General features: G+C 70.6%; 25 protein-coding genes and 2 pseudogenes. 18 read left to right on the top strand and 9 right to left on the bottom strand.

The features are described from left to right. The first annotated feature begins 495 nt into the window (after positions 1-495). From BM362_RS32090 to BM362_RS32045, 13 genes and pseudogenes are all read left to right on the top strand, one after another. Positions 496-783 (top strand): hypothetical protein, encoded by a 288-nt coding sequence (locus BM362_RS32090; RefSeq protein WP_093575705.1) that lies wholly within the window; start codon positions 496-498, stop codon positions 781-783. After that, positions 780-1328 (top strand): cupin domain-containing protein, encoded by a 549-nt coding sequence (locus BM362_RS32085; RefSeq protein ID WP_093575704.1) that lies wholly within the window; start codon positions 780-782, stop codon positions 1326-1328. Before BM362_RS32090 ends, BM362_RS32085 begins: the two co-directional genes overlap by 4 nt. Further along, positions 1325-2401 (top strand): aminotransferase class I/II-fold pyridoxal phosphate-dependent enzyme, encoded by a 1077-nt coding sequence (locus BM362_RS32080; protein ID WP_093575703.1) that lies wholly within the window; start codon positions 1325-1327, stop codon positions 2399-2401. The genes BM362_RS32085 and BM362_RS32080 overlap by 4 nt, the downstream gene beginning before the upstream one ends. Continuing rightward, on the top strand, positions 2398-3138 hold the full coding sequence (locus BM362_RS46550) for a YczE/YyaS/YitT family protein (protein ID WP_107309586.1): 741 nt from the start codon (positions 2398-2400) through the stop codon (positions 3136-3138). Before BM362_RS32080 ends, BM362_RS46550 begins: the two co-directional genes overlap by 4 nt. A gap of 53 nt (positions 3139-3191) precedes the next feature. Further along, positions 3192-4289 carry an alpha/beta hydrolase gene (locus tag BM362_RS46545; protein ID WP_107309585.1) on the top strand — a complete coding sequence of 366 codons (1098 nt, stop codon included), beginning with the start codon at positions 3192-3194 and terminating at the stop codon, positions 4287-4289. Beyond that, on the top strand, positions 4286-4840 hold the full coding sequence (locus BM362_RS46540) for a hypothetical protein (RefSeq protein WP_107309584.1): 555 nt from the start codon (positions 4286-4288) through the stop codon (positions 4838-4840). The genes BM362_RS46545 and BM362_RS46540 overlap by 4 nt, the downstream gene beginning before the upstream one ends. A gap of 244 nt (positions 4841-5084) precedes the next feature. Then, positions 5085-6167 (top strand): alpha/beta hydrolase, encoded by a 1083-nt coding sequence (locus tag BM362_RS32065; RefSeq protein WP_093575701.1) that lies wholly within the window; start codon positions 5085-5087, stop codon positions 6165-6167. 141 nt (positions 6168-6308) lie between these two features. After that, positions 6309-7403: a hypothetical protein gene (locus tag BM362_RS32060; RefSeq protein ID WP_093575700.1), complete on the top strand. Its 1095-nt coding sequence runs from the start codon at positions 6309-6311 to the stop codon at positions 7401-7403. A gap of 18 nt (positions 7404-7421) precedes the next feature. Further along, positions 7422-7604, top strand: a pseudogene (locus BM362_RS50770) (DNA cytosine methyltransferase); the annotation flags it as partial. A gap of 40 nt (positions 7605-7644) precedes the next feature. Beyond that, positions 7645-7965: pseudogene (locus tag BM362_RS50765) on the top strand (DNA cytosine methyltransferase); the annotation flags it as partial. Further along, positions 7887-8483, top strand: a complete 597-nt coding sequence (locus BM362_RS50760; RefSeq protein ID WP_425285739.1) for a DNA cytosine methyltransferase — start codon at positions 7887-7889, stop codon at positions 8481-8483. The pseudogene BM362_RS50765 and the gene BM362_RS50760, both read left to right, overlap by 79 nt. A 330-nt stretch (positions 8484-8813) precedes the next feature. Further along, complete coding sequence (locus BM362_RS32050; RefSeq protein WP_093575699.1) at positions 8814-9236, top strand: hypothetical protein; 423 nt, start codon at positions 8814-8816, stop codon at positions 9234-9236. Between the two features lie 308 nt (positions 9237-9544). After that, the gene (locus BM362_RS32045) at positions 9545-10762 is read left to right on the top strand and encodes a cytochrome P450 (protein WP_093575698.1); all 1218 of its coding nucleotides are present in this window, start codon (positions 9545-9547) and stop codon (positions 10760-10762) included. A 62-nt stretch (positions 10763-10824) separates the two neighbouring features. Here the strand turns inward: BM362_RS32045 and BM362_RS32040 are convergent, their stop codons facing one another. Continuing rightward, positions 10825-13152 carry a helix-turn-helix transcriptional regulator gene (locus BM362_RS32040; protein ID WP_093575697.1) on the bottom strand — a complete coding sequence of 776 codons (2328 nt, stop codon included), beginning with the start codon at positions 13150-13152 and terminating at the stop codon, positions 10825-10827. Positions 13153-13669: 517 nt separating this feature from the next. Between BM362_RS32040 and BM362_RS32035 the strand changes: the two genes are divergently transcribed. Both BM362_RS32035 and BM362_RS32030 read left to right on the top strand, forming a co-directional pair. Beyond that, a complete protein-coding gene (locus tag BM362_RS32035) occupies positions 13670-14497 on the top strand; it encodes a sugar phosphate isomerase/epimerase family protein (RefSeq protein WP_093575696.1) in 828 nt (275 codons plus the stop codon). Between the two features lie 290 nt (positions 14498-14787). Then, complete coding sequence (locus tag BM362_RS32030; RefSeq protein WP_093575695.1) at positions 14788-15657, top strand: protein kinase family protein; 870 nt, start codon at positions 14788-14790, stop codon at positions 15655-15657. Between the two features lie 4 nt (positions 15658-15661). Here the strand turns inward: BM362_RS32030 and BM362_RS32025 are convergent, their stop codons facing one another. From BM362_RS32025 to BM362_RS32000, 8 genes are all read right to left on the bottom strand, one after another. Then, positions 15662-16516 carry an aldo/keto reductase gene (locus tag BM362_RS32025; RefSeq protein ID WP_093575694.1) on the bottom strand — a complete coding sequence of 285 codons (855 nt, stop codon included), beginning with the start codon at positions 16514-16516 and terminating at the stop codon, positions 15662-15664. After that, a complete protein-coding gene (locus BM362_RS32020) occupies positions 16453-17664 on the bottom strand; it encodes a JmjC domain-containing protein (RefSeq protein ID WP_093575693.1) in 1212 nt (403 codons plus the stop codon). Before BM362_RS32020 ends, BM362_RS32025 begins: the two co-directional genes overlap by 64 nt. Before the next feature lie 14 nt (positions 17665-17678). Beyond that, entirely contained in the window at positions 17679-17837 is a 159-nt protein-coding gene (locus tag BM362_RS47815) for a hypothetical protein (protein WP_167545531.1), read from the bottom strand. A 150-nt stretch (positions 17838-17987) separates the two neighbouring features. Beyond that, positions 17988-18182 (bottom strand): hypothetical protein, encoded by a 195-nt coding sequence (locus tag BM362_RS32015; protein WP_093575692.1) that lies wholly within the window; start codon positions 18180-18182, stop codon positions 17988-17990. Further along, positions 18182-18928, bottom strand: coding sequence for an asparagine synthase-related protein (locus tag BM362_RS32010; RefSeq protein WP_244287357.1), 747 nt, complete (start codon positions 18926-18928; stop codon positions 18182-18184). The genes BM362_RS32015 and BM362_RS32010 overlap by 1 nt, the downstream gene beginning before the upstream one ends. 284 nt (positions 18929-19212) lie before the next feature. After that, a complete protein-coding gene (locus tag BM362_RS46535; protein WP_107309583.1) occupies positions 19213-19365 on the bottom strand; it encodes an albusnodin family lasso peptide in 153 nt (50 codons plus the stop codon). Positions 19366-19485: 120 nt separating this feature from the next. Then, positions 19486-19812, bottom strand: coding sequence for a hypothetical protein (locus BM362_RS32005; RefSeq protein WP_093575691.1), 327 nt, complete (start codon positions 19810-19812; stop codon positions 19486-19488). Beyond that, positions 19805-20125, bottom strand: a complete 321-nt coding sequence (locus tag BM362_RS32000; protein ID WP_093575690.1) for a hypothetical protein — start codon at positions 20123-20125, stop codon at positions 19805-19807. The genes BM362_RS32005 and BM362_RS32000 overlap by 8 nt, the downstream gene beginning before the upstream one ends. A gap of 608 nt (positions 20126-20733) precedes the next feature. Here BM362_RS32000 and BM362_RS31995 point away from each other — a divergent pair. The 3 genes from BM362_RS31995 to BM362_RS31985 all read left to right on the top strand — a co-directional run bounded on the left by BM362_RS31995 (position 20734) and on the right by BM362_RS31985 (position 24897). Beyond that, positions 20734-22209, top strand: a complete 1476-nt coding sequence (locus BM362_RS31995) for a helix-turn-helix domain-containing protein (RefSeq protein WP_208865405.1) — start codon at positions 20734-20736, stop codon at positions 22207-22209. 1028 nt (positions 22210-23237) lie between these two features. Beyond that, on the top strand, positions 23238-24434 hold the full coding sequence (locus BM362_RS31990; protein ID WP_093575688.1) for a helix-turn-helix transcriptional regulator: 1197 nt from the start codon (positions 23238-23240) through the stop codon (positions 24432-24434). Between the two features lie 85 nt (positions 24435-24519). Beyond that, on the top strand, positions 24520-24897 hold the full coding sequence (locus BM362_RS31985; protein WP_093575687.1) for a hypothetical protein: 378 nt from the start codon (positions 24520-24522) through the stop codon (positions 24895-24897). Positions 24898-24913 lie beyond the last annotated feature (16 nt).

The raw sequence follows: 24913 nt of genomic DNA, 5'->3' as shown, positions 1-24913 counted from the left end.
AGGGTGCCGATGATGGGAATCGAGGCCGACAGCGGAGCGTTATGGCTGGCAGACGCGGTGAAGTCGGACTTGACTCAGCGTAGTTTTCCGGGAAAGAGTGGATCTTAGCGGGGCTTCCGGGACGTGCTGAGACACGGCCGGGAGGGTCCGCCGGCCGGTTCGGGGGGAATCGGCCACACCGGAGGTTGGGGGACCTCGTGATCGCTGTTTCCGTGTCCTGCCGCAATGGTCGCCGTTCTGCGAGGCGTCGCAGCCGGACGCCGTCCGGCCCGTTGATCGGCTGCGGGCGCGTTCTCCCCCGATCCCGGCTGGGAAGCAGCCGACTCCGGTCGTGAGACCGCGCCGGCCGTGACGACGGCAGTGCCGCGGTGCCCCGGGCGAATCAGTCCGGCCGCGGCTCTGCGCACCTGCTCGCACGTCGTCCCCGGCCGGTTCACGTTCCCCGGGCGCCGCGATCGCGCGTGCCCCGGGGCGCTTCAGCCAAGGGGGAAACAGATGAGTACCGAGACGATCCCGGCGCCGCGAACGTCGCCCGAACCGGCGACGGCCGATGGCGACGTGGTGTTGACCTGGGACCGGTGGAGCGGATGGGCGCACCTGGCCCGCCACCGGGCGGGCGACACTGAGTTGCCTGCCTTCGTCGGCATCGCCCGCCTGCCCGGGGCGACCGCGGCGGACGTGCGCGCGACGCTGGCGGCCAGCGGGCTGACCGTGCTCACCGAGTACGACGTCGACGAGCAGCTGACCGAATTCCGGGTCGGGCTGACGGCGGGCGCGCGATGAGCGCCGACCGGGACCCGGCCGCGCCGAGGATCCCGCAGCCCCGGCGGGCGCGGGAAGAACCCTTCCACACCAACGTGTACGAGCTGCCCTCCGTGCGGGGAAAGCAGCAGCAGGTGCTGACCCCGGCGGTGCACGCGGGCGTTGCGCCCGTGCGCCGCCTGGCGGTCGGGGCGGTGGAGATGCCGGGCGGGCACAGCACCTACGCCCACGAGCACCCCGAGTCCGAGATCGTCGTCATCGTCGTCGAGGGGATCGCCGCGTCGCTGTGCGGCGAGGACATGACTCCCGTGCTGCACCGCCCGGGCTCGGTGATCTGGATCCCGCCCGGCGTGGCCCACGCCGCGGTGAACCTCCATCCCCGCGCGAGGGTGCTCGGGTTCGAGGCTCGCACGGACCGCACCTTCGGCGAGGACACCGTCCTGCGCCCCGATCTCGACGCGCTCGTCGACCAGCGCGTCGAACGGCTGCGCCGCGACTACGCGCGCGGCCTCCTCGACGCGCGGCTGCGCCCGGCCGCGGCGACGGTGCTGCGGGAGGGGGCGTGACCGCCGGCGGCGTCCGCGCCGCGCCGGAGCACGCCCCGGGGCGCACGACTGCCGGGATGGTGCGGATGTCGGGCAACGAGTCGCCGTCCGGCCCGCTGCCCGCCGCGCTGCGGGTGATGATGGACGCGGTCCGCCACGTGCACCGCTACCCCGACACCGCCAGCGCCGACCTGGTCCACGCGCTCGCCGAGCACCTGCGGGTGCCGCCCGAGACGGTGACGGTCGGACCCGGGTCCTCGGCGCTGCTGCAACGCCTGCTGGCCGCGGTGTGCACGCGCGCCGACGACGAGCTGCTGGTGCCCGACCCGGCCTTCCAGGCCTACACGCTGTTCGCCGCGCACGCCGACGCGCCGGTGCGCACCGTGGCGCTGAGCCCGGACTGGGCGGTGGACCTGGACGCGGTCGCGGCGGCGATCGGGCCCTCGACCCGCGTCGTGGTGATCAGCAACCCCCACAACCCGACCGGCACGCTCCTCGGCCGGCAGGAGCTGCGCCGGTTCCTGGCCGCCGCGCCCGAGGACGTGCTGGTCGTGCTCGACGAGGCCTACGTCGAATATGCGACCGAGGGCGCCGCCGACGGCGTCGCGCTGGCGAAGGAGCACTGGGCCGCCGGGCACGACAACGTGGCGGTGACGCGCACCTTCTCCAAGGCCTACGGGCTCGCGGGACTGCGCGTCGGCTACGGGATCGCGCCGCCGATGCTGGCCATGGCGCTGGCTGCGTCGGCGCTGCCGTTCGAGGTCTCCGGCGTCGGCCAGGCCGCCGCGCTGGCGTCGCTGCTGTCGCACGAGCGGATGCGGGCGCGGTGCGACCTGACCGCCGCCGAACGCGCGCGCGTGCTGGACGCGTTGCGGGAGCAGGGATTCGTTCCTCCGCCCTCGCACGCCAACCACGTGTGGCTGCCGGTGGGCGAGGACGCGGACCGGTTCGAGCGGCACTGCCGCGACTTCGGGATCGCCGTGCTGGCCTACCCCGGTCTCGGGGTCCGGATCACCCTCGGGTCCCGCGCCGACAACGACCTGATGCTCGCCGCCGCCCGCGCCTGGGCGAGCGGCGGCGAGCGGAACCCGTGACCGCGCACCGCCGGACCGCCCCGGCCGGGCAGGCCCCGGCGCTGCCGGGACGGCTGGCGCGGCTCGTCGTCGGCGCCGTCGGCATCGGCGCGGGGATCGCGCTGCTGCAGCGGGCCCGGTTCGGCATGTCCCCGATGGACGTGCTGCACCTGGGCCTGGCGCAGCGATGCGGGTTCAGCCTCGGCGGCGGGATCATCGCCGCGCAAGCGGTGATGCTCATGGCGTTCCTGCCGCTGCGGATCCGGCCCGGCGTCGGCACCGTGGCCGGGTTCGTGATCCCCGCGGTCGTCGCGGACCTGCTGCTCGCCTGGCTCCCGGTCGTGAACGCGGTGCCCGCGCGGATCGGGCTGCTCGCCGCCGGCGGCGCCTGCTTCTGCCTCGGGGTCGCCACCTATCTCACCGCCGAGCTCGGGCCGATGCCCCGCGACGGGCTCATGCTCGCGTTCGGCAAAGGCCGTCCGCGCCGGATCGCGGGAGTCCGCATCGGACTCGACATCGCGTTCCTGGTCGTCGGCGCTGTCCTGCTCGGCCCCGACGCCGCCCTGCGCGGCGGCGGGATCGGCCCGGGAACGCTCGTCCTGGCGCTCGGCTGCGGACCCGCGATCGCGTGGCTGATGCGCCGCGCCCGGCGGGACCCGGCCCGAGCACGGCGAGATCCCGGACAACCGCCGCCCGACAACGTGATTCCGCTGCCGCCGCAACGTTTCGACGCATCACCGCACCGGTTCGACCGGTAATTCGCCGCCCTCGCAGGGGGCAGGGCGGCGCTGTTTCAGGGGGAAACCGAACCATGGCACCTGCACGCACACCTGTCCGCACCAGACGGTTCCGGCGGCTCGCCGCCGTCGCCGCCGCGGCCGCGACGGCGCTGACGGCGGCCGCGATCCCGGCCGCCGCGTCCGCCGACACCGCCGCGCCGCGGACCTGCCGCGACCTCACGATCCCCGTGTCCGCGGGACAGCTCGACGCGTCGGTCCACGGCGTCCTGTGCGCGCCGCCCGGCCCCGGGAACGGCGCCGTCCAGTTGCTGTTGCACGGAGGCACGTACGCGGCGTCGTACTGGTCCAATTTGGACACCGGAGGGGAGTCCTACGTCGGCCGCGCCGTCGCCGCCGGGTACGCGACGCTGGCGCTCGACGCGATCGGCAGCGGCGCCAGCAGCCGCCCGGCCAGCACCCTGGTCACCGGCGCAGCGCAAGCCGAGGCCGTGCACCAGGCCATCGCCCGGGCCCGGGCCGGACGGCTCGACGGGCGCCGCTACTGGCAGGCAGCGCTCGTCGGGCACAGCCTGGGCAGCCTGGTCGCCGTTATGACCGCCAGCCGCCACCCGCGCGACGCCGACGCCGTCGTGCTCACCGCCTACTCCCACACGATCGACCCCGCCCAGGTGCAGCAGTCCCTCGCGAACATGCACCCGGCGGCCGAGGAAGGGCGGCCGCTGGACCCGGGCTGGCTGACCACCCGCCCCGGGGCGCGGCCCGCACTGTTCCACGCCCCCGCCGACGCCGACCCGGTCATCACCGGCGCCGAGGAAGCGCGCAAGGACGTCGGGTCGGCCACCGAACTGGCCGACGCCGCGACCGTCGGCACCGCCGAGGCCGCGACCAGGGCGATCACCGCGCCGGTGCTCGAAGCCAACGGCCAGCAGGATTCCTGGTCCTGCGCCGCGGTCGACTGCAGCAGCTCCGAGTCGTTCAAAGCCGCCGAGCAGCACAACTTCTCCCGGCCCCTGTCGGCCTACATCCAGCCGCGAGCAGGCCACGCCCTGACGCTGGCCGCCGACCGCCGGGCGGCGCTGGACGCGATCACCGGCTGGCTCGACACCGCACTGCACCAGTGCGCACCCCACGCCGCCGGCGCGACCGGACGGATCGCCGGCGAACCGTGAACCCAGCCCGGGCCCGCCTCGCCGCCGAGGACGACCCGGCCTTCGAGGCGAACGTCGCCGCCGAGGACGACCCGGCCTTCGAGGCGAACGTCGCCGCGCACCGGCACCCGGGCGCCCGCCGCGACGGCACCCGCCCGCGCGGCCCGCCGCCACCGCCGCGCAGCACAGCTCCCCCCACCGTCCACACACAACCCCGACCGTGGCGCAAGCCACGACACCCCAAGGAGAAACGAATGTCCAGCACGAAGAAGCTGCTCGCCACCGGCCTGCTCGTCGCGGCCGCTTCCGGCACCCTCGCCCTGGCCACCTCGGCCGCCGCGAACGCGGCCGTCGCCCCCGCCGCGACCGTCCACGCCGCCCCCGCGGGCAACGACGAGCCACTGACCCGGGAAGGCGCGGTGCGTCCGAACGGCAACGACGAGCCGCTGACTCGCGAGGGCGCGGTGAGCCCGGACGGCACGCGGATCACCGTGTCGCCAGCGGGCAACGACGAGCCGCTGACCCGCGAGGGCGCGGTGCGTCTGAACGGCACGCGCATCACCGGAGCCTGACGATCCCGCCGGGTGCTCCCGTGCACGCTCCGCACGGGAGCACCCGTCCGGCAGGACGAGCGCGTACGCCTCCGCGTCCGCCCGGTCCGCGCAGCGGCAGGGCTTGGCAATGGCCGACAGCCCCCGGGCGGATCGCGGCACGCCCTCGCGACGCCGATCCTGTTCCGCCACAACGTGTTGACCAGCAGCACGCCGTCACTGCAAGGGGGCAGGGCGGCGCTGTTTCCAGGGGGGAAATCGAACAATGGGACCTGCACGCAAACACGGCCGGAACACCAGGTTCCGGCGGCTCGCCGCGGTGGCCGCCGCGGCGGGAACGGTGCTGGCGGCGGCCGCGATCCCGGCCGATGCGTCGGCCGACACCGCCGCCGGGGCGCGAACCTGCCGCGACGTCACGATCCCGGCGAAAGTCGGGCCGCTCGACGTGTCCGTCCACGGCGTCCTGTGCACACCGGATGGCCCGGCGAAAAACACCGTCCAACTGCTCCTGCACGGGGGCACGTACAACGCGTCCTACTGGGACTATCCCGTCGCCGGAGGCCGGTATTCCTATGCGCGGCAAGCGAATTCCGGCGGCTACACCACCCTGGCGATCGACCGGCTCGGGTCGGGGACAAGCTCCCGGCCGCTCAGTGCGCTGGTGACGGTGGACAGCCAGGCGAACGTCGTGCACCAGATCGTCGGGCGGCTCAAAGCGGGCGAGGTCACCGGTGCCCCGGCCGATCGCGTCGCGCTGGTCGGGCACTCGATGGGCACCGGGGTCGCGTCGGTCGAGACCACCGCCTACCACGACGTCGACGCCGTGGTGCTCACCGGCGGCACCTCGCAGCTCGACACCGGCGCGCTGCTCAAGACCCTCACCTCGCAGGTGTGGCCCGCGGCCCTGGACCCCGCGTTCGGACCGCTGATCGACCCGCTGTACCTGACGACGCGGCCCGGCCTACGCGCCGCCGCGTTCCACGACGCCGGCGACGTCGACCCGGAGGTCGTCCAGTACGACGAGTCCACCAAGGACGTCGCCTCGCCCGTCGAGCTGTCCGGAGTCGTGCTGAAGGGCTTCTCGCCCGACACCACCCGCAAGATCACCGTGCCGACCATGCTGCAGGTCGGCAGCCGCGACCGCCTGTTCTGCGCCCCGGGCAACGCCGCCGACTGCGCGTCCCCGCAAGCCCTGGCCCGCGCCCAGGCCACCGCGTTCGGCCCGGCCGCGCGCCTGCACACCTCCGTGCTTCCCGGCGCCGGGCACGACCTGCAGCTGGCCCGCAACGGCGCCGACGCCGCCCGCGACGTGACCCGCTGGCTCGACACCGCCCTGCCCGCCCAGTAGCCGACCGTCGCCGCGGCACGGCATCTGCCCGTGCCGCGACGACGGCCCTCTCCCTTTCCGTTCGCGATCCGCACCTGCGCGCCGATCTGTTCTCCCGGCCGCCGCGCCACTGCGATCGTTCCCAGAGAAGGACTTCCCGTCATGCCGACCACCACGACGGCGGCGTTCGCCCGCCGCGCCACTGACCCGATTCCCGTCCACCTGGTCGGCTCGCTGCCCCCGCCGCTGCACCGCGACATCCGCGCCGCGCTCGCCTGGCCCCTGGCCCACTGCGGGTACGCGCCGTTGACCGCGATGTACTACGAGCCCGATCCGCGGTGGATCATCGACTGGCTCGACAGCCTGGCGCGGCTTCCCGCGCTCGAACAAGTCCGCTCCGGAGCGAGCCGGGGCTACGACGACGTCCCCTGCTACCGGATCCGCCCCGGGCACGAGCTCGACCCCGCCGACCTCGCGATGGGCCGCGTCGCCCAGACCGAGGCCGCGTTCGCCGTGCTGGACACCCTCGACACCGGTGCGGTCCCGCGCCGCCTGCACGTCGGCATCCCCAACGCGTTCGATCGCGCGCTGTTCGCCGCCGGCTCCCCCGAATCCGCCGACGAGTGGATGCCCGCGCTGCAGGCCTCCGTCGTGGACGAAGTCGCCGCCCTCGCCGCCCGGTGGGGCGACCGGGTCCAGCTGCAGCTGGAAACCCCGGCCGTCCTGGCCGCCTACCAGCGCGCCGCCCGCGAGGACCGGCCGCTGCTGACGGCGGAACTCGTCCAGCAGGTCTCGGGAGTCATCGCCGCCGCGCCGGACGCCCGGTGGATCCTGCACCTCTGCTACGGCGACCTCGAACACGAGCCCCTGTTCACGCCGGTCGACCTCGACGCCGCGGTCATGTTCCTCAACGCCCTGGCCGACGCGCTGGCCGCGCTGGGCATCCCGATGCCGACGGTCCACCTGCCCGTCGCGCACGGCAGCGCGCCGCCGTCCACGGATCCCGCGTTCTTCCGGGCGCTGCTGCGGCTGCGACGCGGAATCGACGTCATCGCGGGAGTGGTCGCCGAGGACCACCCCGTCGAGAGCCGGCACGCGCTCGCCCTGATCGAGGACGCCCTGGGCGGACCGGTGGAGGGCATCGCCGCCGGATGCGGGCTCGGGCGGCGCACCCTCGCCGCGGCGGCGGCGAACATGGCCCTGGCCACCCGGCTCGCCCACGAGCGGAGTCCGCTGTCCGCCCGCCGGACCGCGTGACGGGCCGGCGGCCCGACCATGACGACGCGCGGCGTCGCGATCTCGGTGTTCTCCGGCGTGGGCGGGCTGGACCTCGGCGCGGAGACGGCGGGTTTCGAGGTGCGCGCCGCGGTCGAACGCGACGCCGACGCCGCCGACACGATGAGGAAGAACTTCCCGCACCTGGCCGGTTCGGTCCTCTGCGCCGACATCCGCGACGTCCCCACCGCAGAGATCATGGCGACGGCGGGAGCGGCCCGACCTGCTCATCGGCGGCCCGCCGTGCACCCCGTTCTCGAAGTCCGGCTTCTGGCTCGACTGGAAACGCGCAGGGCTCGACCCCGCCGCGAGCCTCCTGCAGGAGTTCACCCGCGTCCTGCGGGAGGCGCGGCCCCGCGGCTTCGTCCTCGAGAACGTCGCCGCGCTGACCTTCGACAACCGGGCCAGCCGTCCCGCGTTCCGGCGCCTGCTCGCCGAAGCCGACGCCGCCGGGTACAAGCACGCCTGGAAAGTGCTGAACGCCGCGGACTTCGGCGTCGCGCAATCGCGACAGCGGCTGTTCGTGGCCGGAGTGCTCAAGAGCGAGAAAACGACGCCCGAGCTTCCCGCGCCCGGGTTCGGCGGCACGCGCAACCGCCGCGCCGCAGGCGATCCCGAGAAGTCGCAGGTCACGGCGGGGCAAGCGCTGGAAGGCCTGACCGCCGGCCCGGAACCCGCGGACGAGGTCGCCGGACGGTACGGCCGCCTGCTGCCCGGCATCCCTCCCGGCGGGAACTATCTGCACTACACGGCCGAACGAGGACACCCGGCGCCGCTGTTCCGCTGGCGCTCGCGCTACTGGTCGTTCCTGCTCAAACTCGACCCGGACCGGCCCTCCCCCACCATTCAGGCGCAGCCCGGCCCGTACACGGGCCCGTTCCACTGGGAGAACCGGCACCTGCGCATACCCGAGCTCAAAGACTGTTCGGCTTCCCCGACGAATTCGAGTTCACCGGAAGCCGCAATTCCGTCCAGTCCCAGATCGGCAACTCCGTTCCCCCCCCGGACCTGAGCCGCGCGGTGATGGCCACGCTGTTCGGCAACAGAGCCGAGGAACGGTGATCACGCTGTCCTGCAAGGCAGAACCGCCGGAGCACGCGGTCGGGGCGGCGCGGCCGGCCCGGCCGCGCCGCCCCGGCGCGCAGGACAGCGCCGACCTGCGGCCCGGCCGACAACCGCCTCGTGCCCGCCTGGCACAGGCCCGGTCCGCGTGGATTCGACACCCCTGGTACCAAGGTGACCCGCGCTCGCAATCCCTGCGAGCCGCACCGCTGTTCGACTCAGAAGGAGCCCACGAATGCAGCCCGAGCTTCCCCAGTTAGAGCTCCCGGCGACGTACTGCGGCTGGTCCGTCTCTCCGCCGCCATCGCCGGGGAAACGCCGGAGGAGTGGGTGGCCGCACTCGTCCGCCGCCAGGTCGACACCGCGCCGCCGCCGCGGGGCCCGCTGCTCATCGAAAGCGCCGCAGCGGCCGAATCCGAGGACCACAGCGGCAGCGAACACGCCCTCGGCGCGGCCGAGAACGCGAAGCAGGCCGAGGGATCCGACGAGCGGGACCTGGACGACACCGCACTGGTCCTGACCGCTGTCGCCGACTCGGATCTGCTCAACGGGGAAACTCACGTGAGCGCGGCGGCGCTGCTGGGGCTCATGTGCGAGCAGCACAAGTGGCCGGCCGGACCGAAGGGATACCAACGCCTCTCCACGGCGCTCGCGTCGGCGCGCGTCATCGGCGCGCCGGTGACGGTCGGCACCAAAAAAGTGAAGTCCTACCCGGCCGAACGACTGCAGCGCGCGATCGACAAACGCCGCTGATCCCGCCGGGGACAAGCCGACGTCCGCCCGGCCCCGGCTTCCCGGCCGGACGTCGGCGGCATTCCGCTGCGCACATCCGTCGGCCGCGAACGAGGCTGCGGAGATCTCGTTGCACGCGGCGCGGTTTCGGTCAGGGGGCGGGACTGTCCGGGACCGGGGCCCAGCGATCCGGCGTACCGCTGACCGGGACGCGTTTGTGTCTGCAAGCAAGACTGAACGACGTGATTCGTCCCCGTTCTGTTGCGCGCGAGCCCGGGCCTTCGCTAGGCACGAAGTACCACTGGTCTTGTCCTAGGAGCGACGTGAGTGTGAGCGAGGAACGGGCGGGATCGCAGCGCACAGGTCCTGTCGAGACCGATTTCGACCACCTCGACCCGGCCTTCGCCATCGTCGACGACGTCCACGAACGTTTGAAGGTGCTGCGCGGGAGATGCCCCGTCGCACACACCCAGGCCGACGGAGGTTATTTCCTGGCCTTCCGCTACCCCGCGATAGCCGAGGCCGCTCGCAACGCCTCAGGGGCGTTCAGCGCGAACGTGAACATCGGCGCCGCTCCCCGAGTGGCGCCGCCACTGGCGTGCATCGCGCCGATGTTCGAGGTGGACGGCGCCGAGCACCGCCAATGGCGGAAGCTGCTGGCCCACCATTTCAGCCAGGAGGCAGCGGCGACGCACGAAGACCACGTCCGCCGGCTCTGCCGGGACGCAATCGCGCGGTTCGTCGGCGACGGTCAGACCGACCTCGTAGCCTCGTACGTCCGCGTCATCCCGCCCCTCGTGGCGGCTATGGTGCTCGGCATTCCCGAGCAGCATCGGCCCGCGCTGGCTGAGTACTTGCGCGAGTTCATGACAGCCGCCACCCCGGACGAGACCGCGCGCTGCAGCGAGGCCTACACGGCATTCCTCTCTGCTCTCCTCGACGACGTCGAGGAGGAATCGATGATCGGCACCGTGGCACGCACCTCGATAGGCGGCGTAGTGCCCAACCCGCTGCAACTGACGAAGTTCTCCGCACTCATGCTCGCCGCTGGGCACCTGACGGCCTCGGACGCCTGCGCCGGCGTACTGCTCAATCTGTTTGAACGCGATCGTCTGCGTGCCCGTGTTGTCGCCGCCGAGCCGGGCTTGCTGACGGCGGTCATCAACGAGTCCGTGCGCCAGGAACCGGCTGTCACCGTTACGGGCCGGGCGGTGGTCAAAGAAACCGAACTCGGCGGTGTGCGGCTGGTCCCCGGAGACCGCGTAGTGCTGCTGTGGCCAAGTGCGAACCGTGACGAATCCGTTTTTCCGGACGGGTCGGAGTTCCGGGTGGACCGGGAAGAGCCCAGCGCGCAGCAGCTTGCCTGGGGCACAGGACCCCATCAGTGCGTCGGCAAGCACATAGCGCGGATGGAGATCAGGGTGATGATCGAAGAGCTGCTGGCAGCGATCCCGGACGTCCGCCTGCTGCCCGGGGCGCGGACGCGCCGGACATTCGGCGTGATCCGCGGCGTTCCCGAGCTGCCGACCATCTGGTCGTTGCCGTAAGACGCGCCTGGTGGGCGATGCAGGGTGCATCACCCACCAAAGGCGGGAGAAGCGACCGGTTCTTACCGCTTCGCGCTGGCCGCTCCGTGGTGCCTGAACCACGCCGCCAGCTTCCTCCGGTCGCCCTCGATGCCGAGCTTCTTGTACACATCCGTGAGCCGACGGCTGACGGTCGCTTCCGAGACATGAAGATCGATCGCGATGTCGCGGTTCTGCCAGCCGTCAGCGACCATCGACACGATGCGGTACTGAGTCGCATCCAACAGGACCGGCGGAGCCGGAGCCGGGATGTGCATCAGCTTGATGATCCCGTCTTCCCCGAGGCCCCGCCCCTCTCGTTCGAGCTTGGCGTGGCGGTCCCGGCCTATCTGGCTCGTGATCCAGTCGATCTTGGCATCCCGGTGCCGGCCGAAGCTCGGCAGGCCGGAGATCGCGACGTGGTGCTGCTCCTGCCAGGCACTCGATGCGCCCGACAAGACGGCCGCGCGCTCGGGGTCGTCCAGGCCCCACATCTTGACTTCCGCAGCCCAGCCCGGAGCCCACCGATCACCGAGGGCGAGCGCCGCGGAGATCACCTTGCCGCCGACATCCAGGCGTTTCGTGCGCATGGGCAGCATGTACAGCCATTGCGCCCACGTGATGGCCCACGGCGCACCGGCGCGTTCGGCGTGCGCCAGGCATTCGTCCGCCGTGCGGTCTGCCAGGTGCGCGGGGCCGATAAGCCCGGCACTCATCCCCAGCAGCAGCCTGGCCATCTGCTCGTCTCCGCCGAAGTCGGGCCCCATGGCCGCGAAGCCGTCCGCCGCGGCCCTGAGCATGTCCATCCCCGCCGGATCAAGCATCACCAGGGCCTGGTAGGTGCCTTCCGCCGCCAGCGCCGGCGGGAAGTCCCGAGCCTCGGGAAGCATCGCGGCGATCTGCCTGATCTCCCGCAGATGCTCCAACCCGCGAGCATCGCCCAAAACCGTGCGCATGAACGCGACGCTGGACAGCGCGCCGACCCTGGTCAGCGTCGGCGGCACACCCCCCATCGGCAGAAGGACGTCGAACCACCTCGCCGCCAGGGGCTCCTTCGCGTGGTGGTACGGCATCCTCACGCGATGAACGTTCGTTGCGATCGCGAGGCCCTGCTCGACCTCGCGGCGCTCGACGCACCAGTCGATCGCAACGTCGAGATTCGGCGCGTCGGCCGCCAGCGCGTCGAGCCAGTGTTTCTCCTGCGGGGAGAACCACTTCCTGGCACCGTCGAACGCCAGCTTCGCCACCCAGTCGCGGTGACGGTTCCGGAAGGCGGATTCGTCTTCGCCCAGCATCTTCAACCCGTACTCTTGCAGGGCGGCGTGCTGGGTGAAGCGGCCGGAAGAATCGGGGTCGACGATCGAACGCTCTTTGAGGAGGCCCAGCAGCTGCTCCACTTTGTTCCGCGGAAGCTTTTCGTCGCTGCATACTTCCTGGACGGCGTCGACGTTGAAGCTCTCGCTGAACACGCTGAGCCTTGCCCAGAGCACTCGCTCCTCTTCGCCGCACAAGTCCCACGACCCCGACATGGTGATGTCGAGCCGCCGATGGTGCTCTCGGATCCCTCGGGCTCGCGGCGAAAAGCCCAGCCACAAGAGGCCTCGCTCTTTGAGCTTCGCCAGCAGGGCGACAGCCGTGGTGCCTAGGCCCAGTTGAGCGGCCAGCAGCTGCAGAATCAGCGGCGAGCCTTGTGAATAGCGGACCAACGCGACGAGATCGCGCCACTCGTTGGTCTCGGTGACCGGCCGCCCCGCGGCTTTCGTCGCCCGATCCAAGAACAGGGTCGTCGCGTCCGTGAGCCCATCGGCGGGGTCGGCGTCCTCAGCGGGGCAGGTCAGCGGCTGGACAGAGACGATGCTCTCGCCCCCGATGCCGAGGTTCTCGCGGCTGGTCACCAGCACCTGCAGCCCGCTCGCGTCGTCCTGGTCCAGGAGCTCCTCCAGGACAAGCGCCACGTCGTCGGCAACCGGTTCGGCGTTGTCGATCACCAGGAGCGCTCGGCGATTGCGAAGCCGAGCCGAAAGCAGGGAGATCAGCGAGCCGAAATCCCGCGCGGCCGGCTGATGGCTGTCCGTCAGCGCGGCCGCGACGTCACCGAGAATCCGCTGAGCGAGATCAACCGGGGGGCCAGCGGAAGCGCCGGATTTCACAAACCGGATATACTTCTCCAGGCTGACGAAAGCCGTATCCTGGTACACTTTGCGTCGGAGAAGATCTCGGTACAGTTCCTGCGCAAGCCGGGTTTTGCCGATTCCCCCGTATCCGAGCAGCTCGATCAGCCGCTCTCCCCCGCCGAGCTTCCGCCGCAGATCGTCGAGCGCCTGGTCCCGGCCGACCAGCGCGGTCAGCCCCGGGATGAAGCCATCCCCCATGTCTCCCCCCGTTCTCGGCCACGTGCCAGCCTGCCCCTCCCCAGGGGTTACCGCATGCGCTGACGCAGAGGCATCTCCTTTACCGGCGACACCAGTCCGCGTGCTGACACCCGATCTCGCCGCATCCTAACCGGGTCCTCACGACCTCCTCACCCGACAGTGAGGAGGGTGACCAGGCGTTTTCCCGGCGAGGTGAGGACCCTGCGGAAATCTGAGGAGGCATGAGGGCCGCACAGCCTTGCGGATTCCGCCAGAGTGGAGAAAAGCGTCCACTGTGGGCTCAGCAAACCGGGGGAGGTTGCTGTGGAGCCGACGGAAAACCGGGAGCCGGGGCTCCTCGCAGGTCGGAGTGCCTATCCCGCTCGCCCGCGCGGTCAGCGACGTCGGGCTTGTCATAGAGGAAGCGTCGACGACGCCATGGCCGCCCTGACCCGGCCGGCCGTCCGCGCCGCCACCGGCACAGCCGCGGCCTGACCACGCCTTACGTCCGGTCTTTTCGTTGGGAGGAGACACCGCAATGCCGCACGTTCTCGCCGAGCGCGACCTCGCCGTGGTCAGCCGGACCTGGCCGCCGGCGACCGACCCGGCCCTCCTCGCAGCGGAGATCGCCGCTCACGGCGTGGTCCAGACCCATCTCAACCTCGCCAGCGTAGGCCTCGCCCGGCTCGACGCGCCGAGCTCGGCCGCCGTCCGCGCCGCCTTCGACCGCGCCCGGGTGCTGATCCCCAGCATGTCCGCGACCTACAACATGGTCGACCCCGACCGCGCCCGCCGCCGCCGCGCCGCCGCCGAGGCCACGGTCCTCATCCGCCGGGCTCCGGCACTCGGGGCGGAGATGGTCAGCCTCTGCACAGGAAGCCGCAACCCCGACGACAAATGGGCCTGGCATCCCGGCAACGCCGAACCCGACGCCTACGCCGACCTGGTGGACGAACTGCGGCAGCTGCTCCCCGCCGCGCGCGAAGCCCGGATCGTGCTCGGGATCGAGCTCGACCCCGGCACCGTCATTGGCACCGCCGCGGCGGCCCATCGCCTCCTGCGCGACGTCGGCGACGGAGTCGGCGTCATCCTCGACCCCGGCAGCCTCATCACCCCCGACAACGCCGACCGCCAAGCCGAGATCATCGACGAAGCCTTCGACCTCCTCGGCCCGCACATCGTGGCCGTCCACGCCAGAGACTCCCACCCGGCCGGCACGCTCGGCAGCGGACTCGTCGATTTCGACCATCTCTTCCGCCGGTGGTCCCGGCTCCCGCGCCGGGTGCCGGTCGTCATCCACGACGCCGAACCCGACGACGTCCCCGAGGCACGAGCTTTCGTGCTCTCCCACCGCGCAGCGGCATGACCCGCCCCGGCCGCGCCCTCGCTGATCCGGCTGCACGGGGCTCGGCGCGGCCACCGCCAGGTTACGGACCCGCCGTCGGGTGATGCGCTCGCCGGATGGCGCGTGCTGGCACCGGACCTGAGCGGCGACAGTTTCGACCGCATGGCCGGCAAGGTCCGCACGCTCGCCGCGGGCGCCGATCCGGAGACGCCGGTCGTCGTCTTCGGAATCTCGTTGGGTGCAGGGGCGCGCCTCGAACGACGAAAGCGGCAGGTGATACGAGGCAAGGTCCTCGATGGGAAGATGTGGGCATGGCCGAAACCAGCCGCCCAGCGTCAACGCGCTCCGCGACGAGGGATCTGCGCAGGCAGTCCGTCGAGGCCCCAGTTGCCCGTGTCGAACGGGCACTCGGAGTCTGCCTCGATCCGGAAACCATGGTTCGGAAGCGCCGGTCCGTGGGGGCGCGCAGCGACCGCGGAACCTGGGTTCGTATCGAGGCCCGGCCGTTGGCGAAGACCGCAGCGCAGAGTCAGTCGGGCAACGGCCTGGAGGCCGCCGACCTCCTGCGAGACATCGCGAAGCCCGCGTGGTATCGAGGGGTGAGCTGGCTCGACCTGAGCGAGGATGCAGTCTGGCGCGCCGACGAGATCGAGCTGGTCACCGCTGCACCGGTTCAACGCGGAGCCCTGCGCGGTGTGGGCCTGCCGGACGGATGGTGGGCGGCTCTGAGCGCGTCACTGGATGCCCTGGCGGGACAGCGCACCACCCGCATCGCGACACCGGACACGGAGGCCATGACGCAGGCGCTGGTCACACGTGAGATTGAGCGAGCGTTCCCCGGCGTGGTGGACACGACCATCACCGAGGAGTGGGTGCCCGCGCACGCGGACCTGAACTGGTCGAACCTGACCGGCCCGGAATTCTGGATCTTGGATTGGGAGGACCACGGGATGGCCCCGCGCGGGCTGGATGCCGCGAACCTCTGGGCCAGCTCGTTGACCGTGCCGGAGCTTGCCGAGCGCGTCCGCCGCGAGCGCCGCGCTGACCTGGAGTCTCGACCCGGCAAGCTCATGGCGCTGTTTTCCGTGGCGAAGATCCTCAACGACTCGTCCCTCCCCGAGGAGCTGCGCGAGCTGACCACACGCGAGGCGGACAAGCTGGCCGCTGACCTCCGGCGCTGAGCGATCACGCAGCCTTGATCAGTTCCCGATAGCGGCGGATCGCGCCTTCACTGACGGCCAACTCGGCCGCGTGGACGAGGTCGCGCAGGTGCTCTGCATTGCTGGTGCCTACGGCGACCCTCGTGACCGGTGGCAGCTCATAGGCCAGCCGGAACGCCGCTTGCGGCGTCGAGACTTCCGCTTCGGCGGCAAGGAACGCCCCGAGATCGAGTGCGGACCAGACTGGATCGGCCGTGCTGCCGCTGAACGGGCTCATGCCCCAACGGCACTCTGAGGGCACGCCCAGAACGCGGCACAGGGTCTCCCCGGCAGCCAGGATCGGCTCGGCGACCGACAGCCCGGCGCGAAGCAGGAGCGCGCCCGGCTGGATGCCGGACGCGCTCCGCTCGATCGCTTCTGCGACGGGCCGGGCGTCCCAGGTGGCGATGCCCCACGTGCCGCAGGAACCCGCCGCGACCGCGCTGGCCAGCACCGCGGAAGCGTCGGCCAACCGGTCGTGAGCCTCCTTGCCGGATCGCCCGGACAGCCCGAGTTCCGGGTTGTGCAAGAACACCACGTCCGGACTCCGGCCAAGGTCGTCGGCCGACCGCTCGACCGCTTCGCGCAGCCGGGCCGGGTCGAGCGAGTGCACCGAACGCCCGCCGGAATCGCCGGGGAAGTACCCGACCTTCGTGGAGATGGTGAACTCCCCGAGCAGGTCAGCGGCGACCCGCGCGAGCGCCCGGTGCGAGGTGAAGCCCCGGTAGTTGTACGCGGTGTCGATGCCGCATACCCCGAGACTGAGCGCGCGCTCGATCAGGTCCCGGTCGGGACCAGACCGGTGCAGCCCGAGGACAACGCCTCGGTCAGCTCGGCACACACGCCCTCCTTGATCAGTGCCTCGGCCAGCACCGCTGCGTTGACGCCCGTCTCCTTGCTCACGGTCGCCAAATCGACCGGATGCCCGGACAGCAGCATCGCCAAGGCTGGTTCCGCTTTGCCCGCGAACGTCAGCTTCTTCCCGCCCGCCAACACCTCGACGGTGTCCCCGAGATGGACGACGTGCGGCGGGAAGCCGGCGACGCACAGCACCGCCGTGGGCGGGCCGAACACGCCGGCCGTCGCGACTTGCCGGGGCGGAGTCCGCTCCTGTTCGCGCGCGACCAGGTAGCGGGCCACCGGATAGTCGTCCAATAGCCGTTGGACCTCGTCGGCCAACCGCTCCTGCTGCCCAACCAGAGCATCCGCTCCGCCCCAGCGATCGAGGTCATGCCGGAACAGCTCGCGCTCACGGCTCCGGTCGGCGACCCAGGTCAGCCAATCGACCCCGGTGCGCTTCACGAACCCGAACGTGACGTGCAGGCTGTAGCCCTCCTCGCCTCGGTCGGCGCGGGTGGCCTGGTGCCAGTAGCCGCGGGGGATGTGCATGACATCCCCCGCCTTCATGGTTCCGGACCACACGATGTCCTCGCTGGGCTCGGTGTTGGGCTCGACGTCCAGGTACATCGGCACCGGCCGTGAAGTGCCGCGCACCTCCCAGTACTTCTCGCCCGCGAGTTGCACGATCACTACGTCGTGATCGTCCCAATGCAGCGAGAACCCGGCGGCGTCCGCGGTGGTCAGGTAGGTGTTGACCTGCGTCACCTCCCGCGACCACCACTGCAACGCCCGGCAGGCGACCTCCATCGTCGGGTCGAAAGCGTCCAGCGCATCCAGCACGAGCGTGCAGCCGGAGCGCAGGAACCGTCCGATCCGGTCCATGTCGGCTACGGGCAGCGACTGCCCGCGTCGGGTTACCTGGCGAGTGATGTAGGCATCGGGGTGCAGTTCGGTGCCGTGCTCGAAACACCGGAACTGAGGGGGCGAGAGGCTACGCCGCATGACCACATCCAGCAGTCTTTGCGGCGTCAGCAGCCGGGAACACAGTTCAGGATCGGCCATGCTGCCCCGCGCGAACTCGACACCAAGCCCGCTCGCGCCGGTCCACCCCAGCGCCTTCTCGATCGATCGGACGAGCGCGTGATCCATCCCCGGCATCCGGATCAGGACGACTCGGGGATGTTCAGCCCGTCGCCGCCGCCGCTGCCGTGCCCGTCGCCACCGGCATCCTGCGCGCCGTCGGAGTGCACCGCGTCCATCCGGCCGCGCACAGCGGTCAACTGCTCGACCGCCAGAACGAGGCCGTCGTCTGTGGGTTCCATCAGATCCTCCTGCTATAGAACGAAATATCCAGCAAAGCCGATTGCCGTCGTGCCGGGTACCACTTCTCGGGCTACCTACCGGCGCGAAGCTCTTTCCGCGCTCCGCGGCGCGGCTTCCACCTCCTTTCCGGTTGGGGCCGTCGCAGGGGGCTACAGGTTTTCCAGGGCTTCGAGCAGGTGCGCCAGAACCTCCGGCGTCGGCTCCGCCCACTGCGTCGGGAGCGACTCCTGCACCTGCGGGATGAGCTGGGTGGGCATGTCGTCGGCGAGGTCGCCGCTGAACCAGCCGTAGCCGTCCGGTTCCTGCTCCGCCCAGTGCTTGCCCATGATTGCCAAGGCGGGCATCAGAAGTCACCGGGCAGCCAGAGCGAGCTGGATGCGCGGCGGGTGATCGTCGGTGCGCCGGGTGCGCCGTGCGGCGGAAGGCCCCGTCGCCGCGCCGGAACCTCGCCCAGCCCGCTGTAGGGGGCGTGCTTGCCGGTCAACGGCAGCAGGCGGCGCGCGAGACCCGCGTGCTGCGCGGCGAGGCGTGCGTAGTCCAGGTCGCCGCCGCTGGCGCGTCCGGCGGGATGCACCGTCACCCCGGTCACGTCCTGCCCCGGCCTGGCCTGGCTCGCGGCCAGCAGCGCCAGCGCGGTGGAGTCGAACCCGCCGGACAAGTCCGACGTCAGCGACGCCGCGGTATCCAGACGCACCTTCGCCGCAGCGGCCAGCTCCCTGCGCAGTCGCCCGGCAGGCGAACCCGCCCGCGGCAGCGGCTGCCACACCCGCTCCACGCGCGCCCCGTCGCCGTCCGCGGTGAGCCGGTGTCCCGGCGGGACCAGCGCGACGCCTTCGAACGCGGACCGCTCGGCCAGCAGCACCGGCACGAATGGCGCGAGCAGGCAAGCGGCGAGCCGGTCCACGTCCGGCCGCGCCCCGCCGAGCCCTGCCAGGGCGCGGGAACTGGACGCCCAGTAAATTCCGCTGTCCGCCGTCGCGGTGTAGATCGGCCACGCGCCGCCGACATCGGTCCAGACCCGGGTCGCGGTGCGGGTGACCTCGACCGTCGTGTAACTGCCCGGCCAGCGCCACGCCACGTCGTCCGGCACGCCGCGCGCTCGGCGAGCCGAGCCAATTCGGCCGCGGCGATCCCGCAGGCGCCGACGACCGCGACGAACCGGGGTCCAGACCACGTCGCACGCACCTCGTGCCCTGCCCACTGGCCGCACGTCCAGCATCCCGGCACCGTGGGCCAGATCCTCGCGTGCCCCACCGGGCTGCGCGGCGGGGCGGCTGCCGCAGCGAAACCTCCGAACCAGCGCATGTCCTCCCCTTCCTGTCTGCTGCCACGACGCTGGTGCCCGGTCCGGAGGCCGGGCACCAGCGTGACGGATCAGTTGTAGGCCCGCCGCTTGTCCTCCGAGTGGCCAATGCCTATGCCCTGGGTCGCCGCGGACACCTCGCCGAGGCGGACCAGCAACACCGGCTCCTCGACCGCTCGGCCGCGCTCTGCCTGATCGGCCCCGTTCTCCGGCACGTTCTCCATGTCGTCCTCCCTTTTCCTTGTCTTGCACGGCTTTCGCCGTTTTCTACGTTCTTTGCAGGCGGCAGCCGGCCGGAGCCCGGCGGATCCGCAGACCGTGCGCGACCGGCCCGCGGCGGTGGATCAGGACGTGGTCTGACCGTGCCGAAGACGGTGGCGTCCGCCGGTGGCTCGTTCGTCGGCGTCGGTGATCAGATGCTGGTGGGCGCTTCGCCAGACCTTGCACTCCACACGGCCGAAGAACCGCCGCGGGGAGCAGCTGAGGCAGCGGCCGAGCTCGTCGGTGTCGTGGGCCGCGAGCAGGTCCCGGAACCCCTCGGTCAACTGGGGAATCGCGGTATCGGCCAGCTTCGACTTCGACGGGTCGTCGGCGTTCTTCGCCATGTCGTCGAGGTAGTCGAGGCGGCGGTGCACCGCTGTCTGCAGCTCCGAGTTCAGGACTTCATCCATGATCCTTCTCCTCGTCAGGCGCGCGGGACGGCCACTCCGGCGCATCGCACGAGTCGGGCGGCGGCAGGCGCGAGTGCAAGTCGGCCGGGACGAGTGCGCGGACAGGCAGTTTGGCGGTGCGCACGACGTGCCCGGCGTCGTCGAAGAACCGGCACGGCCAGTACGCGTCCGCCCCGCAGGTGAGGCACTTGTCCGGGACGCCGGGGTCGGGCAGGTGCCGGGTGATGTCGTCGACGGCCGCGCCGACGAGGCCGAGAGGGCTGTCCGCCGCGACCACGAGGCACGTCCACGGCCGGACGGGTGCGGTGCCCATCAGGCCGCACCGTCTACGCCGGGAAGGCCCGCGTGTGCGGCGCGGGAAAGCAGCACCGCCGCACCCGCTCGTCGGTGACTGGGTCGTCGTCCGCGCCGTGCACAGTGCCGCCCCAGCGGAGGTCTTCCCCGGTCGCTCCGGTGCCGTTGCAGGGCCGTCCGCCAGCTGCGCAGGCGACCGCACCCGCGTCGCCTGGCCGAAATCTCATGCGCGCCCGGAGCGTGAAATGCGCGGACCAGCGCGCGGCACGCGCCGCAGCCGCTCCCGGCATCGCACATCGAGGCGGCGGGAAACTCGGCTCCGCACATCGCCCGGTAGCGACCGCGGCCCGCGCGGACGCTGGCGGCGAACGCGGTCTCGGACACCGCGTGCTCAACTCCGGTCGCGGCGGACATCACCCAGCACCAGCGCCGCTGCCTCCGTGCCGACATCGTCGTTCCCCTCTCCGCTCCTCCCGAGCGTCGCGCGCCGCTCGCCCGAGATCCAATGACCAGCAGGCACACGAAGGCAGGGAATAGGACAGCCAGGCATAATCGCTGGCAGGCGGGTCAGGATCCGCGGCCGCGCCCGGGAAGCGGCCATGAGCCGCACCGGAGGGAACGATCGTGATGCACAATGACGACGGCTGGCTGTCCTCACGAGTCCCGGCGGAGTTCAAGCTGAACACATCGTTGCTGCCCGAGGTGCTGAAGGCCTACCGGAGTTCGCGAGGTCTGACGCAAGCAGACCTGGCGAACATCCTCGGAATAGACCAGTCCTACCTTTCCAAGATCGAGAGCGGGAGCCGGAAGGTATTCGACATCGAACTGATCTTGCGTGTCGCGACACAGCTCGACATCGATCCCGAAGAGCTGGGAATCGCCCGCAGCATCCTTGAACCCACGGCACCGCCGAGCGACGCAGCACTGGTCGGGCGAGTCGACGGGGTGCACGAAAGCCAGACAGCGTGGACAAACGCGCGGCGGCGGCTGAACAGGCATCGAGGAGAGCTGGCGCGCGCATCCGCGACGCTGTACGACAGCGAAGCGCGCATCGGAAACACTCCGTTCCTTGCCATGAAACAATGGATGCCGGCCTCGCCTCTCCCGCTGTTCGACATTTCGCTGGAATGGTCGGACAGCGTCGAACAGATCCCCGTGACGGGAACCGAACCCGAAGCCCACGGCGTGCTCCCGCTGCGAGCACCCGGACGCAGGTTCACCCGATACACCACGGCGATCAAATACCTCAGCCCGCCCGCGCTCTTCGAAAACCGCTCAAGCTACCGCCTGCTGGACTGCAACCTGCGCGACGCGCACCCCTCGATGCGCTTCACCCTCGGAAGCTACTTCGACAAACTCGACATCTCAGAGGCCGTGGCCCACGAACTGTCCGCGTCCCCGTCGTGCCAAGCCGAACCGCCAAAAGCGAACTGGGCCGAACTCCCGCTGCGCGGCCTGATCGGCAACCCGTTCGACCTCTCCCGACGAGCGCTCATGCCCGCGATCGAGACACTGACGATCCGCCGCTCCAGTTCCGGCGAGCCCACCTTTCTGCTCCACTGGCGCGATCCGCAAAAAGTCGCTACGGCAGGCGGAATATACGGACTGATCCCAGCAGGCGAGTTCCAGCCGTCGACCATCGCCACAGCAGACCGCGAAAACGATTTCGACCTGTGGAAGAACATCGTGCGCGAGTACGCCGAAGAAGTGCTCGGCGAGCCCGAACGAGACGGGTCGCAAGCCGAACCCCTCGACTACCAAGCCTGGCCGTTCTACGCGCACGTCACCGCCGGAATACACGACGGCACCGTCGCCGCATACTGCCTCGGAATGGGAATGGACGCCCTGACGCTGACCGCGACGATCCTCACCGTCGTCGTCTTCGACAGCGACACGTTCGATTCCCTGTTCAGCGGCGCAGTCGACGTCAACCCCGAAGGCGTCCTGACGGCCGCGGCCGGAGCGTCGAAGGTGACAGACGGACTGCCCTTCGACGACATCACCGTCAAACGCCTCCTGTCCGACGAGCCGATGGCCTCACCAGGAGCATGCATCCTGGAGCGCGCCTGGCGCTTCCGCGACCAGTTGCTGCCCAAACGGTGACTCCGGAAGCAAGCTGCCGCCCTGTCCCTGCGGACGCCGACGCATACGTCGGCTGCTTTGCCACTTCCGGACCCCGGAAAGCGCGCAGCGATCGCTCCATCCGGCCACCCGACAGTGCAGGGCCGCGGCCAGCGAATCCCGGCCGGGCCGCAACGTTCTGCCGCCAACCCGTCCGTCCGGGGTTGGTGTTGCCATGTACTTACAGGCAGCGTCGAGCACATGAGATCCCGCGAGATACTGGTACGGCTTCCGCTCGACGCGCCATCGGCGCGTTACGCGGCGGTGGTGCAGGCCGCGACGAGGAGATGAACAAGGCGTTCGACAGGTTCGGCGCAGCCTACCCGTGGAGCTCTGCCTGACCGCATCACATTACGTCCGGACGAGCGAATTCCGTCCGGCGGCACACCTGCGGTTGCCCGAGCCCTACGGTCGGAGAAGGCGAGCCCTGCACCTCCCCCTCGATCCGCGCGGGCCTTCTTGCGTGTCGCGCACTCCGCTGTCGGGCCCACAGCCGGCGAGGCGTTGGCTGCTGGCGGGCAGTTTCGCCATCGAAGTCGAAGGTGGTCAGGGCAGCAGGTCGGTCAAGAGCCATGGACAGCCCCGGAGGCCTGTTGGTCATCGCGCTTCAGTGCCGAGGGCGCACCGTGGCGCTCGACGCCGCGGAGGGCCAGACGAGCCGCGAGGCTCCGTCATCGACCGAGCGGGTCTCCGATCGGTACGGTCAGGAGAGGTGCCGCGGCGGGGCCGGAACCGGCAGTCGGGTGCTCATGGTGAGCGGTCAGTGCTCGCCCGAAAGTCCTTTGTGGACGTACGAGCGGGGGTCAAGGCCGCGATTTCGGAGCGCCGTTGGCGCGCCCCCGAAGTATCGGTGCGAGGAACGCGCACGACCGGCTCCCGCTGCGCTCCCTTCGCATCGCGTGGTCTTTCGAACTTCTTGCGGCCTTCGGCCTGTCGTCGCCAGGATGGTTTTCGGGGGTACCGTGAGTCGAGACCGATCAGGCATTCGGCGAGTCGAAGGGTGTATTCACATGCGCGAAGATCTTGCGGCGAACCTGCGCCGCTACCGGGGACGCATGACGCAGCCAGAACTGTCCGAGCGGTCCGGCGTGTCGGTCGAGACGATTCGCAAGATCGAGCAGGCCGCAGAGTACAACCCCACGCTGAATCTGCTGGTGAAGCTGGCGACCGCGTTGGACATCCCCCTGTCGCAACTGGTGAAGGTTCCCGCGGGAGTGCCTTCGGGCAACCCTGAGGAGGGCGTCATGGCATTGAGGCGGGTTCTCTCGCCCGTGGACGACCTGACCGGCATGGATCCTTACGCGGACGTGGACGAATCCAGGCTGACCATCGCAGAAGCCGAGCGCGAAGCCGGCGCAGCCTGGGGTGAGTATTGGTCCGGCAAATACGAGAAGCTGACCGCTCTCCTGCCTGCCACGATCGCCCACGTGCGAGCCACCGCGGCTGTCGTGCCAGCTCATGAGCGGGCACGCGCCGACGAGCTCCTGTCCCGCCTCTACTGGTGCACCGGATGCACACTGGTCCACCTAGGCCACACCGATCCCGCATGGCTTGCCATCCGCCTCGCGAGGGAGTCGGCTGAACACGGGAAGGACGAACTGCTGGACGCCACGATCCGCGGTTCGATCGCATGGCAGCTGCTGGTTCAGGGCCGATACACCGATGCCCACCAGATCGCCATTCGCGCCGCAATGACGATCGAGCCGGGCAGTTCCCCGGCTCTTCCTGCGCTCTCGGCGTACGGATCCCTGGTGATCACGGCCGCGACCGCCGCCGGGCGTGACCAGCGCGTGGAGGAGGCCCGGGACCTGATCAGCCACGCACGAGAGATCGCCGCCCGGATAGGCGTCGACCGCCACGACTACGAAACCTATTTCGGCCCCTCTCAGGTGGTCATGCAGTCCGTCGACGTCGCCGTCGTCACCGAAGACTACGAAACAGCCCTGGAGTTGGCGAAGGACATGCCCCGGGACAACGGATTGCCGCTGGCATCCCGGTGCCGCCACTTGGCGGACAAGGCTCTCGCGCTCACACGGACGGGCCACTACAGCGCAGCGTTGGACACGCTGCTCACAGCCGAGGCGCAAGGACAGGACTGGATTCAGCACCAAAGCCTTCCCAAGCGGACAACCGAAGAACTTCTGGACCGAGACAACAAAGCATCACGGCTGCGGACCTTCGCCAAGCGAATCGGTGTAGCAGTTTAGTCCGTTCGTGTAGTCGTATTGTGGGTACGACTCCATCGCCGTAGTCCGACCATAGCCTTCTCCAGCGCAGGAGGAGGCGACCCCGATGACCACGCTGAGCAGCGAACGCTGGCTTCCCCGGAATTTCCGGCCGGAGCCAGTCGCTGCTGACGGCGTGGTCATCGGCATTCCGCCGGACCCAGAGACGAACCGAGACGCCTTGGCCTTGTCCAAGATGGCCAAGCTCGGTTTCCGCCTCAGCGGCATCAGCGGCGACGCCCGAGAAATGTACTTCCGACGCTTCACCGTTCAGTTCGCGGATCTTGCGTTGCTGCGAACCGGACCGGGGGAGCCCTGCCGTGCGGAACCCTATCCGCGCGAAGGGTTCCCGTGGGAGCGAGAGATCTGGCCGTCGCCGCAAATGGGGATCGAAGACCTGTTCTTCGAAACCATTCTGCAACTCGCCGAGTGGTCATCCTCCTGACCGGATTGCGGCCGGG

Origin of the sequence: Amycolatopsis rubida (genome assembly GCF_900115345.1) — a bacterium.
GTDB lineage: Bacteria > Actinomycetota > Actinomycetes > Mycobacteriales > Pseudonocardiaceae > Amycolatopsis > Amycolatopsis rubida.
Note: the sequence above shows the minus strand (reverse complement) of the source record. Positions and strands in the feature narration are given on the sequence as shown.